Here is a 14,754-nt window from a genome sequence, read left to right on the forward strand (position 1 = left end):
CCGGCTCAGGAGGCCGGGCGCGGAGCGTCGGGCTGGAGGAGGAGCCCGCGGCTCAGTCGGGGACGGACCCCGGGTCGTCGGCGCGGTCGAGGGCGCGCTCGGCGGCGCGCTCGAGGCGGCGGACCTCCGCGGTGACCGCGGCCGTGGCCGGCGACGTGCCGGTGACGGCCGGGGAGATGTCCGAGTCGGAGGCGTGCGAGCCGCCCGGGTGGACGGAGCTGCCTGCCGAGGTGGGGCAGGAGCCGGCGGGCGCGGGGGCCGGCGCCGGCGGGACGAGCGGGGCCTGCGGCCGCGGCGCCATCGGCGTCGCGGGGGCCAGCGGGGCCGCCGGCTCGGCGCCGACGGTCGCCGGGGCGGACGAGGTGCGGGCCGCGTCGGTCGAGGGGCCGGCGGCGGGCGCCGGCGCGCACAGCGTGACGGCCGCAGGGGTGGAGGCGGCGGCCGGGGCGATGGGGGCCGCGGCGGCCGCGGGACCGATCAGCACGGCCAGGTCGGCCACCGCCGCGATCAGCGGGTCGGGCAGGGCGCCGGCGTCCGTCGCCGGGACGTCGGTGGGCACGACCGTCGCCGCGGCGGGCTCGGCCGCGGGTGCGACCGTCGGCGTCGCGGCGGGCTCGGTCGCGGGCGCGGCTGCCGTTGCGGCGGGCTCGGTCGCAGGCGTGGCCGCCGGCGTCGCGGCGGGCTCGGCCGCGGGCGCGGGAGCCGCCTCGGGTGCCGGTGCGGCGGCGGGGGCCGCCTCGGGGGTCAGCGGCGGGTCGGTCGTGGTCGTGGGCGCCTGCTCCGGGGCAGGCGCCGGGGCGGCCGGCGCGGGTGACGGGTCGGCCGGCGCGGGTGGCGGGAGCTCGTCGGGGACGGGTGGAGGCGGCGTCGGGTCGGGCGCACCGCTGGCCGCCTGGTCCGGCACGGTCGTCGGGCGGCTCGGCGGGATCACCGGGGCCGGCTCGGGCACCGGGGCCGGCTCGGGCACCGGGGCCGGCTCAGGCGCGGGCGCCGGCTCGGGCGCCGGCTCGGGGTACGGAGCGGGCTCGGGCGCGGGAGCCGGCTCGGGCGCCGGAGCCGGCGCGGGGTCGGAGTGCGGCGCGGGGTCGGAGTGCGGCGCGGGCTCGGGGTGCGGCGCGGGGTCGGGGTGCGGCGCGGGCTCGGGCTCCGGAGCAGGTGCCGGCTGCGAGTCCCCGACAGGCGCGGGGTCCGGAGCGGGCTGGGGGTGCGGAGCGGGCCGGGGCTCGGGTGCGGGTGCCGGCTCCCCGACGGGCGCGGGGTCGGGCGACAGGACGGGCGCGGGGTCGGGCTCCGGGGCGGGGTCGCGCTCCGTGGCCGGCCCGGGCTCCGGGAGCGGGGCGGGGTCGGGCAGCGAAACGTGGTCCGGGACCGGGGCGGGGTCCGGGACCGGGGCGCGGTCCGGAACCGGGGCGGGGTCGTGGGCCGGCTCGGGGTCCGGCGGCGGGGCGGCGTCCGGCGGCGGGCCGGGGTCCGGTCCCGGCGCGACATCCGGCGGCGGCCCCGGCGGCCCGGCCGGGAGCGCCCAGTCCTCGGAGTCGTCCGCGCCCGGGGGCGCGCCGTCGTCGGAGGCGTCAGCGGCCGGCGGCGCCCAGTCCTCGACGGCGCCTGGGGGCAGCCCGTCGTCGTCCCCGCTGCCGGGGCCGCTGGAGTCGTCGTCGTCGCTGCCGGGGCCGCTGGAGTCGGAGCCGGAGTCGTCGTCGGCGGCCTGCGAGGCGCCGCTACCGGGGCCGCTGTCGCTGCCCGGGTCGGCGGACGCGCGGTCGGCGACGACGACCAGCAGCAGCCAACCGGTGACCGCGAACAGCACGACGAGGAACAGCCGGCGGGCCGCGCGGCCGGCGGTTCCGGTGGTCGTCTCCGGAGGGATGGCTGCACACCCCCCTCGCGTGGCGCTGGCTGTTCAGCGTCCGGTCCCGGCGAGGAACCCTCGCATCTGCTGACGCAGGATCAACGGCCTCGTGCGTAACACCCGGTGAACGAGCGGACTTTCTCGGCTCGTTCTCACAGACGGTGACGTCCATCCCCCGAGTGGGTGAACGCGGACCGGCGCGACACGCGAGCGCCCGGCCGGGTCAGCAGCGCCGCAGCGGCGGGCCGAGCTCGAGGTCCTTGAAGATGCTGCTCAGCCCGAGCGCGGCCGACGTCTCGCAGGTGGCGCCGTCCGGACCGACCTCGTACTCCACGTGCAGCACCGGCTTGCCGGCCGCGACGAACGGCGCGTACGCCGCGCACTCCTCGAAGGCCAGGCACTCCTCGTTGACGGCGAAGTCGAAGTGGGGCTCGAGCTCGGCCACCTGCTCGACGTCGTTCTTCAGCCCGACGGCCATCTCCCGCTCGTGCGCCAGCTGCGCGACCGCCCGGTTGAACCGCAGCTGGTCGTCGGCGGTGAGGTCGAAGCCGGTGTCGTTGGTGTAGCCGTCGACGTTGTCGAACTCCACGGCGTCGAAGCCCTTGGCACGGCAGGCGTCCAGCCGCGCGCCGAGCAGCGGCAGCAGGACCTCGAGGCGGCGGACGTCGAGCCAGCGCTCCCCCGGCCACCCGTCCAGCGGCTCGCCCAGGACGTCGTCGGGGTAGTCGCCGGCGTCGGGCCGCCACTCCTCGAACGCGCCGGCGTTGACGTAGCAGATGACCCGGCGGCCGGCGGCGTGCAGCTGCGAGACCTGCTCGGCCGTCGTCTCCTCCCAGTCGACGTCGTACACCTGCGCGTCGACGGTCGGGTCCAGCGGTCCGGACAGCTGGTACTGCCAGGTGAGCCGGGCCGGCGGCCGCCAGTGCGCGCCGTCCCCGGCGGGGGGCTGCCCGGCCTGCGGGGGCGCGGGGTCCGGCTCGCCGGAGGTGACCGGCGGCGCGGGCGGCGTCGGCGTGGCCGGGCTGGAGGACTCGGCCGGGGCGGACGACGCCGCCGCGGGGGGCCCCGTCCGGTCGACGGCCCGGCTGTCGCCGTCCTCCGGCTCGCCCCCGCACCCGGCCGCCAGCAGCACCGCCACCAGGACTCCCCCGATCCGTCTCATCCCGGCGCCGCCAGGCGGGTCGCGCCGGTCGAGCAGCTGAGCGGGAGCCCACCCCAGAGCCCACGCGCAGCGGGCCGCGGGACGAGGGGGCCCGTCACCGCCTCCCCCACGGGGATGGATCCCCTTCCGCGTTGCTCAGGCCCGCGAGGTGCTGGCCGCCGACCGGCGCGCTCCCTGGCCGGCGCGGGGACGCACACGCCGCTCGGGCTGGCCCTGCCGCACCCAGTCGCGCCGCTCGGCCACACGGATGGCCGGTCCGACCGCGAGGGCAGCGAACGAGGCGAGGACCACCCAGCCGATCAGCACCGACATCCACCACACCATCGGATCGTCCCCGGGTCCTCTCGCCGGACGAACTGGGCCCCCGGCGAAGAGGCTAGACGCCGGCGTCCGCCGCGGCAGCCCGACCGGCGCGCGACCGGGAACTCCCCCGGCATCCGCGCAGGGCCCTGATCGCCAGACGCATGACGCGGGACCGGCCGGACGGCGACCGGCGCCGGTCCACGGCGGTACGACGCCAACGCGGGACGGGCAGGAGCAGCCCGAGGGCCCAGCCACTCAGCGCCAGCTTGTGCAGGGGCGGCAGGTGGCTGCGCCACAGCCGACGGACCAGGGCGACTGCGTGCGCCGTGACAGGCCGGCCGGCGAGGGCGGCGGACATCAGACGGCGCTCCACGACGAAGGCCGGCGGCGCCTGCGAGGTGAACCGCGGCTCGACCCCCAAGACGGCGGAGGCCTCCTCCCAGCGGCGGGTGAAGCGGTCGTTCTCCTCCTGCAGCTGGCGCACGGTCGGATCCGACCAGCTGCTGTGGTTCCGGTCGTGCACGCGGTACTGCGCGAGCGGCTCGGGGACGCTGACGACGGGCCCGAGCTCGGGCTGCACCAGGGCCGGGACCCCGTCGACGAAGTCCCACTGATCCAGTTCCGTCAGCGGCAGGTCGAGCAGCACGTCGCGCCGGTACACGTTGCCCGACGTGGGCGGGCAGATGTGGAAGCCGAGCTCGGCGTTGTCCCGCCGCATCCCGGCGCTGTCGTACCCGGCGGGGAACGTCGGGAAGACCGAGCCGGTCGGCGCCAGGTCCGCCGTGACCCCCTGCAGCTGGAACTGCACCTTCACCGGGCGCCCGTCGAGCACCTCGGTCACGCGAGCGACCAGCTCCGGCAGTGCCCGGTCGTCGGCGTCCAGGAAGTAGACGTAGTCCGCCTCGACCTCGGCGAGGGCCGCGAGCGCCGCGCTCAACTGGCCGCCGTTGTCCTTGCGCAGCAGCCGGACGCCGGACGGGAGCTCCTCGAGCACCGCGAGCGAGTGGTCGGTCGACCCGTCGTCGACGACCAGGACCTCGGCGAAGGGCGTGCTCTGCGCCAGCAGGGACCCGAGCGCGTCCAGGACGTAGTCGCCGTAGTCGTGGTTGATGACGACGCCCGCGATCGTCGGCCTCGGGGCGGGCCTCGCGACCGCCGGCAGCTCGAGGCCACCCACGGGTTCAGACGCGCCGCGTTCGTCCGGTCGGGGAGCCAGCCGGGATCACCTCAGTTCGTCGGGGCGGTGGGGGAGCGCCGTGTCGTGCGGGTCCTCGCGCCACCGAGTGGTCCACGACCCAGCGTCCCACAGTCCGGGAGGAGCTGTCGGGGCGTCAGGCGGCCGGCCCCTCCGCCGCTGCGCGCGCGCCGCGACGGGCACGGTGCTGCGCGACGTACCACCACGGCATCACCAGCCAGTACGCCACGGTGAGCCCCCAGGCGACGCCCTCGGTACCGCCGAGCCACAGCCCGGTCAGACCACACCCGACCAGCAGGACCGACAGCCCGCCGTTGATCCGCAGCGCGGTGGCGCTGCGCCCCATGGCATACGTCATCAGCGTGGGCCCGATGGCCAGGAGGTTCGCCACCGCTCCCACCAGCGAGGCGAACAGGACGCCGCGGACGCCGGACCAGGTGTCGCCGAGCAGCATCTCCCCCACGCTGTCCGGGAGCACCAGGAGCACGGCGGACCAGACGATCCCCATCGACGCGAACAGCGCCGACAGCGCCAGCGAGAGGCGCAGCCGCTGCCGGTCGTCGAGGTGGGCTCGACGGGAGATCTGCGGCACCCCGAACGCCATGGCGGCCATCGCGAGCATGGAGATCGGCCCGATGAGCACCTGGGCGCCGCGGAGGCTGGCGACCCCGGTGAGCGAGCCCAGGGCGCCGACGAGCAGCAGCGTGCCCTGGTAGGAGCTCTGCACGAGCACGGCGTCCAGGACGAGGAAGCGGGTCAGCGACCAGTGGTCGCGCACCCAGGTGCGCGTGCGCCCCACGCGGGGCCGGATCCGACCGCGGACGGCCCCGGACGCGGCGGCGACGGCGGACGCCAGCCCCCACGCGATCACGAAGGGGACGGCGGACCGGGCGCCGGTGGCCACCACGGCGCCGACGCCCAGCAGCTGCGCCGCCATCCAGATCGCGTCCACGAACGCGGCGAGCTGCGGACGGCCCTCGGCGAAGGCGATCATCCGGCAGGCGTCCTGCAGCAGGAGCCCCGGCAGGAGGACGGCCACCGCCGACAACGCCAGGCCGACGCTGCCGCCGATCGCCAGCCCGCACCCCAGGACCAGGCTGCCCAGGACGATGCCGACCGCGACGGCGGCGCCCGCGGACATCCCCGCAGCCTCGCGGAACCGCGCCGGGGCGGCACCGGAGAACCGCACGGCGAGCGGCTGGGTCACCAGAGCCCGCGACACCAGGACCGCCATGGAGTAGACGGTGAACGACACGGTGAAGGCGCCGAACGCGTGGGCGTCGACGGACCGGGCGACGAGGATCGACAGCATCAGGTTGCTGAGGCTCGACAGCGCCTGGTCGACGACGCTCCAGCCCGCGCCGCGCGCCAGCCGTCCCACGAGGGCTCGCCGCGAGAGACCCGACTCCGGGGGTGTGCCCGGCCCGGCGGTCACGCCCTCCGTCGCCGGCCGGGGCACGGGTGGAGCGGACGACGTCGTCTCCCGGTCCACCCCGCGACGGTAACCGCCCCCGTCCGCGCCGTCATCGGGACGGCCCGTGGGATCGCCCACCTGCGGGATGACCGGTGCTCCTGAGGTGGCGGGCTGGTGTAGGAAGACCGCGCATCCCCGGCGCCCGACAGCGGCGACCGTGGGCCGAACCAGCGGAGGGACAGCCGTGGCACTGCATCTCGTCTATCGCTCGTACGGCGGCGACAACCGCAAAGGCCGCCCCGAGTACTTCGACAAGCTGACGTGCCTGCTGTCGTTCCTCCGCACCGCGGAGCGGGTGGACGCGCGGCTGACGTTCGTGAACAACGGCCCTGTCGCCGAGGAGCGGGTGGCGCTCATGCGGACCGCCGGGGAGGTCGTCGACCTGCCCGGTGTCGGGGTCCACGAGTCATACCTGACCGCCCTGCGGCTGGCCACCGACGGCCCGTGGGCCGACGACGACCTCGTCTGGTTCAGCGAGGACGACTACCTGTATCTGCCCGAGTCGATGCCCGCACTGGTCGCCGCCGCCGAGGCGATCCCGGAGGCGGACTACCTCGGGCTGTACGGCAGCAGCCCGCTGCGACCGCACCCGCGGCCGGAGCCGCCGGTCCACCGGCCCCGCGGGTGGGTCGACCCCGAGCCCTGGGTCGTCGACGGCCGCGAGTGGGTCCGGCTCTACAGCACCACCGCGACGTTCTGCGCCCGCGTGGGTCGCCTGCGGGAGGACTTCGGCATCTTCCGGTTCTGCACCGTGCCGCACCGCAACATGTTCCGCGACCACGACACCTGCGTCGTCTACCAGGGCTTCGAGCCGCACTCCTACCGGCGGCTGGCCCGGGACCTCGTCGGCCTGGCGCCCGGCACCCCCAAGCAGCGGCTGCGGGAGGCGTTCATGGCACCGTTCATGGCCGCGACCAACCTCCGGTCGCACAGGCGCCGGGACCGCCGCCGGCTGTTGGTCGCGCCGGAGCCCAACCTCGCCACCCACCTCGAGGACGGCTACGTCGCCCCGGGCACGGACTGGGCGGTCGTGGCGGACGAGACCCGCCGATGGGGGGCGTCCCTCGTGAGTGGGTCCAGCAGCGCCGGCGGAGTGTGACGGCGCCGCCGCGACCCGGCGCGGCTCACCACAGCTCGCGGTAGGCCTCCGCGGAGTCCGGCATCCGGGTGTCGCCGTAGAGCACGAAGTTGTTGTCGTCGATGTCGACGTCGAACAGGATCTCGTACAGCAGGTCCCCGGCGCCCGTGCCGCCGTTGGCCGCGAAGAAGGCGTGCATGCCGCGGATGAACGCCGGCGAGTCCCCGTTCTCGGCCATCCCCGACCACTCGGACACGGCCATCGGCAACCCCACCTCGCGGGCGAAGTCCAGGTGTGCCTGCAGGCCCTTGGGTGCCCCGTACTGGTCGGTCTGCAGCAGCGCGGCCTGCCAGTCCTCCGCCGTCGCCACGTAGGGGTACTGGTTGTAGTAGTCGACGGCGTAGACGTCGACGTACTCGGCGCCGGGAAAGCTCTCCCGCCAGTCGAAGCCCGTGTCCACCGACTCCCGGTTCATGCAGAAGACGAGCTGCGACTGGGGGTAGACCTCCTGCTGCAGCGTGCGGAACCGGCGCCAGGCGGTGATGAAGTCCTCGCGCTCGGAGGCGTCCACCGACCAGGGGTACCAGTTGCCGTTGCTCTCGTGGGCGAACCGGACGTACAGCGTGCCCGGGCGGTCGGCCCACAGGTCGCGCAGCTCGGTCAACGACTCCCGCCACCGGTCGTCGTAGGCGCCGTCGGCGGCCTCTGCCCAGGTCTCCCCCTCGCCGATCGCGCCGATCGCCACGTCCATCGGCCGGTCCCACTCGCCGTACTCGGCGTCGGGCTGCAGCTGCCAGTGGTTGACCATGGCCTCGTTGTTGTCCGACCAGGTGCCGGCGATCTCCACGTCCCGCCCCCGCCAGTCGGCGAACTCGCCGGTGACGATGCCCGGGCCGGACGCACCCGAGAGCCAGCCTCCCGGCCCCGCCGCGCCGCGGTCCGGGTCGGGATCCGACCGGGTCACGACGATCGTGACCACGAGGGCGACCACCAGGCCGACCACGAGGAGCCCGGGCCACAGCCACCTGCGCCCCTGACCGGCCGGCCCGGGAACGGGGCCGTGGCCCGGCCCCCCGGTCGGTGGAGCCGTCATGCGTGGTCCCCCGTCATCGCCGAGCTCACCGCACGTCCTCTCGCAGGCACGGACACCGACCCCCCCGACGGCCGGCCGGCTCCCACCGGTCCCGGCCGTCCCGGGCGACAGTAGTTGGCCCGGGAGCCGGACGGACCGTTCCCACTCCCCCGCTCCCTGCAGATCCGCAGGTGGGAGGGTCGCCCGGACCGCGGACCGGGCCGGGATCGCCGGCGATGTCACACCGTCGCGACACCGCGGACACCCCTGGGGCGGCGTGGGTCCACTACCCTCGCCGTCATGACCGAGCGTAGGGAGGAGTCTGCCGTGCGCGTCTCGCACACGGGCAGGACCGGCTCCGGGGACCCGGCCTGACCGCGACCGGGGCCCGGCCGACCACGGACGACGACGTCGTGACGGCGTCGCCCCCGGCCGACCCCACTCCCGAGTCCGAGCGACCCGACGTCCGCGGCGCCGCCCCCACGGTCGTCGCCCGCCGCCGCAGCAGGAGCCGGCGCGGCGTGCTCATCGCCGTGGTCGGGGCCCTCGTCGGGGCCATCGTGGGCGTGGCGGGCGCCGCCGTGACCGCCACGGAGTACACCAGCGAGGCGCAGGTCCAGTGGAACCCCGGGGCGCTGGACTACCTGAGCGCGACGCCCAGCCAGCCGGCCACGCCCGACCTGCTCGACCGCCAGGTCGCCGACCAGCGTGACGTGGTCACCTCCGACCAGGTGGTCGAGGGCGTGGCCGCCGCGCTGAGCATGGACGTCGACGAGCTGCGCGACGCGGTCGCGGTCGACATCCAGCCGGGCAGCAGCCTGCTGACGATCAGCGCGACGGCCGCCGACCCCGAGGAGGCCGCCCGGATCGCCACGGCCCTCACCGACGGCTACGTGAGCACGGTGGAGAACTCCGGGGTCGATGCCCTGACCCAGCAGGCCGACCTGCGGCAGGCCTCGATCGACCGGCTCACCCAGGAGCGGGACGCGCTCACCGCGGAGCTGAACGACCTGAGCAACCGCCTCGGCGGCCTGTCCGTCAACTCCGCCGCCTACGCGGTCACCCAGACCCGCCTGGCCGGGGTCGACGCCCGGCTCGGCGACGTGCTCATCCGACTCAACGACGCGCGAGCCGAGCAGGAGAGCCTGCGCGCCTCCGCGGAGGCGTTCCCGGGGCAGGCCTTCCGGCTCCGCGCGGCGACGGTGCCCGAGGCCCCGTCGTCCCTGTCGACGACGACCGGCGCGATCCTCGGCGGCGCACTCGGCCTGTTCCTGGGCGTCTGCGTCGTGCTGTTCCTGTACGGGCGTCACTCCCGGTGGCACCGGAACACCCCGGCCGACCGGTCGGCCGGCTGAGTGTCCCGGATCTGCACCTCGACCCACCGGTGAGGACCTCGGCCCCCTGCACGATCACGCTGGTCGTCTGCTCGGTGCTGCTGCAACGGCTGGCGATCCCGCTCGGCGCCGACCAGGTGCCAGCGATGGTGCCGATCGGCCTGGCGCTGCTGACCGTCGGGCTCTACACGGGTGAACTGCGCGTCGCGCGCTCGCGACTGCCGGTGCTCGCGCTCATCTGGGCCACCGTCGCGGCGTGCACCCTCGCGCAGCTGGTGCTGGGCGAGGCGCCGTCGCTCCTCTCGGTCGGCCTGTTCGTCGCGCTCTACGCGATGCTCGGCCTGTCCGCCGACATCACGCAGGGCGCCGCGCGGCGGGCGGAGCGGGTGTTCGTCGGGCTGATGTGCGGACTCGCCGTCGTCTCGATGGGGCAGATGCTCGGGCAGTTGTCCGGCTGGCAGTACGAGGACCTACTCGGCACGGTGGTGCCGTCGGGCTTCCTGCTGCGCGGGTACAACACCGGTGACCCGATCGCGTACGGCGAGGCGCTGATCCGCTCCGACGGGATCGTCTTCCTCGAGCCGTCGTTCCTCTCGATCTTCCTCGGCCTGGCGGCCGCACTCGCGCTCTACCGCGGGTGGTCGATGCTCGTCGCCACCCTGCTGCTGGCCGGCATGGTGCCGCCGCTCGCCGGCAGCGGCATGGTCGTGCTCGTCCCGGCGCTGCTGGTCATCGCCGTCCTGCGCCCGCGCCACCTGCTGAAGGTGGTGCCCGCCGTCCTCATCGCCGTCCTGGTGGCGACGCTCACCCCGCTGGGCGAGCGGTACCTGGAGCGGTCCACCGAGGCGTCGGATCCCCGGACCAGCTCCAGCGCCCGGCTCATCCAGCCCTACAGCGAGCTCCTGCCCCCCTCCGTCGAGGACCCGCAGGTGACGCTCGTCGGCCACGGGGCGGGTTCGGCCGACGACTTCCTCATCGACGAGGGGCTCTACGACGTCACCGCCCCGATCATCCCGAAGGTGCTCTACGAGTACGGCGTCCTCGGGATCGTCGGCGTGCTCATGGCGCTGGTGCTGTGCCTCGCGCTCGGCGTGCGCGGCCATCCGTGGGCGGTGGGGCTGCTGCTCCTGTACGTGTACGTGAACGCCTCGTTCCTGCAGCACACCCAGGTCTTCCTCACCCTGTTCTGGCTGCTGCTGATGCCGCCGGAACCGCTCCGGGCGCTCGCCGGTCGCGCGCCGCGGCCCCAGGAGCCGACTCCCGAGCCGCGGCCCGGCGCCGCGGTGACGAGGTGAGCCTGGGACGCCCGGCCGGTGGAACGGCGCGGGGGTCGCTGGCATCCCGTCGCGCCCCTGTGGCAGCCTGCGCCGGGTGAGCACGGGGCGGGTGGCGGGACTGGACGGCCTCCGAGGCGTGGCCGTCCTGCTGGTGGTGGGCAGTCACGCGGTCGCGAGCGCGTTCGGCGAGACCAGCGCGGTGGCCCGTTCCCTGCTGGTCCCCTTCAACGGCGGCCTGGGCGTGCTGGTCTTCTTCGTGCTCAGCGGGTACCTGATCACCGGCATCCTCGCCCGTGAGTCGGCGCGAACCGGCCGGATCAGCTTCCGCGCCTTCTACGTCCGGCGGACCCTGCGCATCCTCCCGGCGTTCTACGTCTTCCTGGGCGTCGTCGCCCTCGTCGCGGCAGCGGGCGCCATCGACGTGAGCGTGGGCGAGTCGCTCTCGGCCGGGCTGTTCGTCTGGAACTACTCGCCGGCGGCGGACGGCTGGTGGCTGGGGCACACGTGGTCGCTGGCGGTGGAGGAGCAGTTCTACCTGCTGTGGCCGCTCGCCCTGGCGCTGCTGCCCCGCCGGTGGGCATGCCGGGTGGCGCTCGGCTACGTGATCGCGGCGCCGGTCGTCCGGGTCGCGCTCTTCGCCGTCCCGGAGCTCCGCCCGGACCTGTGGATGACGTTCCACGGCCGCGCCGACGCCCTGCTGATCGGCTGCCTCCTGGCACTGGCGCCGTCCGCCTACCCGCGGGCGTGGGCACGCCTGCGGGACCTGGCCCAGCGACGGGGCGTCGCGGCTGGGGCGATCGTCGTCCTGCTCGGGTCGTCCGCGCTGGAGTCGGCGCTCGGCGGCCCCTGGTTGATGCCGTTCGGCTACACCGTCTCGGCGGTGGCCGCCGCGGCGCTGGTGCTCGTGGTCGTGGCCCGGGAGCGGAGCAGCCTGTTCACCTCCGTGGCCACGTGGCGGCCGCTCACCCTGGTCGGCCTGATCTCCTTCAGCCTGTACCTCTGGCAGCAGCTGTTCCTGGCTCCCGACGACCTGGCCCTCCCCGTGGTGGGCTGGGTGCCGCTGGGCCTGCTCGCCACGTTCGCCGCCGCGACGCTGAGCTACCTGCTCGTGGAGCGGCCCGCTCTGCGGCTGAAGGACCGCTGGCAGCGGGCGCGCGACGCCCGGCCGGCGCCGGCGCCGCACCTCCCGGCCCGCCGGGCCGCCGCGCCGGGCCGGCCTGGGGGCGACGCCGCACTGGCCGAACCCACGGTCACCTCGTAGCGGCCCCCGCGCCGGGGGTGGGCGCCGGGGGCGCCTACCCCCGGGCCGTCACCAGAGGTCGCGGTAGCGCTGCGCGGTCGCCGGCAGCGAACCGCCGGGGAACAGCACGAACTGGTCGTGGTCCATCGGCACGTTGAACTGGATCTCGTACAGCACCTGGCCGGGGCCGCCGCCGGCGTTCGCGCTGAGGAACTGGTACAGCCCCTCGACGAAGGCCGGGGAGTCGCCGAAGTCGGCGTTGCCCGACCACTCGGGGATGGCGAGGGGCAGGCCGACGCTGCGCGCGAAGTCCAGGTGACCCTGCAGCCCCTTCGGTCCCCCGAACTGGTCCGTGAGCCGCATCGAGGCCGCCCACTCCGCGGCGCTCGTGACGTGCGGGTACTGGTTGTAGTAGTCGACGCCCATCACGTCCACGTACTGGGCACCCGGGAACAGGGTGCGCCAGTCGAGGCCCGCCCCGACGGACTCGCGGTTGACGCAGAAGACGAGCTGCGCGTCCGGGTAGATCTGCTCCTGCAGCGCGCGAAAGCGCCGCCAGCTCTCGATGAAGGCCGTGCGCTCCCCGGCGTCGACCGACCACGGGTACCAGTTGCCGTTCATCTCGTGCGCGAAGCGGATGTAGAGCGCGCTCCCCCGGTGCTGCCACTGGTCGCGCAGCAGGGTCAGCGACTGCCGCCAGCGGGCGTCGTAGGCGCCCTGGGCGGCCGCCTGCCAGGTCTCCCCGGGCCCGATGGCGCCGATGGCGATGTCCATGGGCCCGCGCCAGGCGCCGTACTCGTAGCCCGGGAGGATCTGCCAGAGGTTCACCATGGCCTGGTTGTTGTCCGACCAGGTGCCGGCGATCTCGCTGGGGCGCCCCCGCCAGGCGGCGACCTCGCCGGTCACGACGCCCGGGCCGGAGTTGCCGGACAGCCACGTGCCCGCCGGCACCGCGGCCGGTGAGCCGGTTCCCGCGGCGGCCCGTGCGGGCGACGAGGGCGCGTGCGCCGGCGTCCCGCCCGTGCCCGACGACGGCTCGGCGGGGACCTCGGGGACGGAGGGCTCGTCCGCGGGCTCGACGGGCGGCTCGGCGGAGCCGGTCGAGGGAAGCGGCTCCTCCACCGGCGTGGCCGAGGCCGCCGGCGGGGCCTCCGTTCGGGGGCTGCTCACCCGGCCGGCGTCCGCCGCCCGCTGCGCGGCCGGCGACCCGGCGGCCGGAACGGCGTCGGAGGCGGCCGGGTCCTCGACGAGGCAGGCGGCCGCGGCGGCCGTGGAGCCCAGGACCACGGCAGCGGTGATGAGGGGCAGCACCGCACGGCGGGCACGGGCGACAGGACGGGAAGACACGACTCTCCAGGGGAGTGGACGCACAGTGAGGAGGCGAATCACATCAGTGACGTTTGTCAGGCTGACACACACGCTGCGCGATGACTAGATGACGATTCGTGATCGATTCACGACGACGGCGTGTCGCGATCCGCATCACACCCACCGGGCGGTGCGGGACGCGCCCCGGCGGGCGGCCGCGGCACCCGCTACCTTGCGACGACCCGCTCCCGCAGATCAGGAGGCACGTCCAGCGTGCGCAGCGTCGTCGTCGCCAAGTTCGTCCCCTGGCCGCCCAACAGCGGCGACAAGCGCCGCACCCTCGGCATCGTCCGCGCCCTGCGCCAGCAGGGCGAGGTGACGCTGTGCGCGTTCGAGGGGCCGGACGACGACGCCGGCCCCCTGCGCGCCGAGGGCGTGGACGTGCGCAGCGTGCCGTTGCGGCGGCGGCCGGCGACCCTGCTGCAGGGCCTCCTCCGCGGCCGGTCGGTCACCTCGGCCCGGTTCTGGGACCCGCACCTGGCCCGCACCGTCGCCGGGGCCACCGCGGAGGGTGCGGACGTGCTCGTGGTCGAGCACGTCCAACTGCTGCCCTCCGCCGACCGGCTGGCGGCAGGGCTGCGCGTCGTCGACATGCACAACGTGGAGTCGGCGCTGGCGCGGCGCATCGCGGCCTCCTCGACCGGCCTCCGGCGCTGGGCCTGGGCGGCCGAGGCGCGGGCGCTGGCGGCGCTGGAGCGCCGTGCGGGCGCGGCGGACGTCGTCGCCGTCGTCAGCGACGTGGACCGGCAGGTCCTGGCCGGCGTCGTCGACCACCCCCGGGTCGTGGTGGTGCCGAACGCCTGGGACGAGCCCGAGCCGCTGCCACCGGCGCCCGACCCCGTGGTCAGCTTCGTGGCGCTGCTCTCCTGGGGTCCCAACGTGGACGCCGCCGTCTGGTTCGTCCGGGAGGTGTGGCCGGGCGTGGTGTCCGAGGTCCCGGCGGCGCGGCTGCAGCTGGTGGGGCGCAACCCCGCCGACGCCGTCCGGGCCCTCGCCGGCCCGACCGTCGAGGTCACCGGGACGGTCCCCGACCTCACCCCCTGGTACGCCCGGACGCGGGTGGCGGTGGCCCCGCTGCTGGCCGGTGGCGGGTCGCGGCTGAAGATCCTCGAGGCGCTGGCGGCGGGGCGGCCGGTCGTCGCTACCGCCATCGGCGCCGAGGGCCTGGAGGACCTGGTGGGGCGCGGCGTGCTCGTCGCGGACGACCCGGCCGAGATGGCCTCGACCCTGGTCCGGCTGCTGAGCGACGCGGAGGGCAGCGCGGCCCTGGGGCGGGTCGGTGCCGGCGCGGTGGCGGAGGACCACTCGTGGGACGCCGCGGTCCGTCCGCTGCTCGACGCGATCCCCCGGTCCGGCGCGGGCTGACCGGGACGGGCGCCGACCGCTCGGCGGCGCCGCCGGT

The 14,754-nt window shown here is 75.7% G+C and carries 12 protein-coding genes; 5 read left to right on the forward strand and 7 right to left on the reverse strand.

The window, feature by feature from the left end:
- Positions 1-52 precede the first annotated feature (52 nt).
- The 5 genes from ACI79F_RS04260 to ACI79F_RS04280 form a co-directional block, all read right to left on the reverse strand.
- Positions 53-1,807: a hypothetical protein gene (locus tag ACI79F_RS04260; RefSeq protein ID WP_456544133.1), complete on the reverse strand. Its 1,755-nt coding sequence runs from the start codon at positions 1,805-1,807 to the stop codon at positions 53-55.
- 265 nt (positions 1,808-2,072) lie between these two features.
- Positions 2,073-2,987 (reverse strand): endo alpha-1,4 polygalactosaminidase, encoded by a 915-nt coding sequence (locus ACI79F_RS04265; protein ID WP_456544132.1) that lies wholly within the window; start codon positions 2,985-2,987, stop codon positions 2,073-2,075.
- 159 nt (positions 2,988-3,146) lie between these two features.
- Positions 3,147-3,335 (reverse strand): hypothetical protein, encoded by a 189-nt coding sequence (locus tag ACI79F_RS04270; protein WP_456544131.1) that lies wholly within the window; start codon positions 3,333-3,335, stop codon positions 3,147-3,149.
- A gap of 52 nt (positions 3,336-3,387) precedes the next feature.
- Positions 3,388-4,491 (reverse strand): glycosyltransferase family 2 protein, encoded by a 1,104-nt coding sequence (locus ACI79F_RS04275; RefSeq protein WP_456544130.1) that lies wholly within the window; start codon positions 4,489-4,491, stop codon positions 3,388-3,390.
- A 154-nt stretch (positions 4,492-4,645) separates the two neighbouring features.
- Entirely contained in the window at positions 4,646-5,890 is a 1,245-nt protein-coding gene (locus tag ACI79F_RS04280; RefSeq protein ID WP_456544129.1) for a hypothetical protein, read from the reverse strand.
- Between the two features lie 277 nt (positions 5,891-6,167).
- On the opposite strand from ACI79F_RS04280, the gene ACI79F_RS04285 reads away from it, so the two are divergent.
- On the forward strand, positions 6,168-7,082 hold the full coding sequence (locus ACI79F_RS04285) for a hypothetical protein (protein WP_456544128.1): 915 nt from the start codon (positions 6,168-6,170) through the stop codon (positions 7,080-7,082).
- Between the two features lie 25 nt (positions 7,083-7,107).
- On the opposite strand, the gene ACI79F_RS04290 is transcribed toward ACI79F_RS04285, so the two are convergent.
- The gene (locus ACI79F_RS04290; protein ID WP_456544127.1) at positions 7,108-8,154 is read right to left on the reverse strand and encodes a glycosyl hydrolase; all 1,047 of its coding nucleotides are present in this window, start codon (positions 8,152-8,154) and stop codon (positions 7,108-7,110) included.
- 392 nt (positions 8,155-8,546) lie between these two features.
- On the opposite strand from ACI79F_RS04290, the gene ACI79F_RS04295 reads away from it, so the two are divergent.
- From ACI79F_RS04295 to ACI79F_RS04305, 3 genes are all read left to right on the forward strand, one after another.
- Positions 8,547-9,488 (forward strand): hypothetical protein, encoded by a 942-nt coding sequence (locus tag ACI79F_RS04295; protein WP_456544126.1) that lies wholly within the window; start codon positions 8,547-8,549, stop codon positions 9,486-9,488.
- A gap of 29 nt (positions 9,489-9,517) precedes the next feature.
- Complete coding sequence (locus ACI79F_RS04300) at positions 9,518-10,762, forward strand: hypothetical protein (RefSeq protein WP_456544125.1); 1,245 nt, start codon at positions 9,518-9,520, stop codon at positions 10,760-10,762.
- 76 nt (positions 10,763-10,838) lie between these two features.
- Positions 10,839-12,005, forward strand: coding sequence for an acyltransferase family protein (locus ACI79F_RS04305; protein ID WP_456544124.1), 1,167 nt, complete (start codon positions 10,839-10,841; stop codon positions 12,003-12,005).
- A gap of 48 nt (positions 12,006-12,053) precedes the next feature.
- Here the strand turns inward: ACI79F_RS04305 and ACI79F_RS04310 are convergent, their stop codons facing one another.
- On the reverse strand, positions 12,054-13,331 hold the full coding sequence (locus ACI79F_RS04310) for a glycosyl hydrolase (RefSeq protein ID WP_456544123.1): 1,278 nt from the start codon (positions 13,329-13,331) through the stop codon (positions 12,054-12,056).
- Positions 13,332-13,565: 234 nt separating this feature from the next.
- On the opposite strand from ACI79F_RS04310, the gene ACI79F_RS04315 reads away from it, so the two are divergent.
- Positions 13,566-14,717 (forward strand): glycosyltransferase, encoded by a 1,152-nt coding sequence (locus ACI79F_RS04315; protein ID WP_456544122.1) that lies wholly within the window; start codon positions 13,566-13,568, stop codon positions 14,715-14,717.
- The last annotated feature ends 37 nt before the right edge of the window (positions 14,718-14,754 follow it).

Source organism: Blastococcus sp. SYSU D00868 (assembly GCF_054050575.1).

Excerpts from the sequence above, each read along its gene's own strand:
- ACI79F_RS04270 (WP_456544131.1), bottom strand. The coding sequence starts at position 3,335 with ATGGTGTGGTGGATGTCGGTGCTGATCGGCTGGGTGGTCCTCGCCTCG.
- ACI79F_RS04290 (WP_456544127.1), bottom strand. The coding sequence starts at position 8,154 with ATGACGGCTCCACCGACCGGGGGGCCGGGCCACGGCCCCGTTCCCGGG.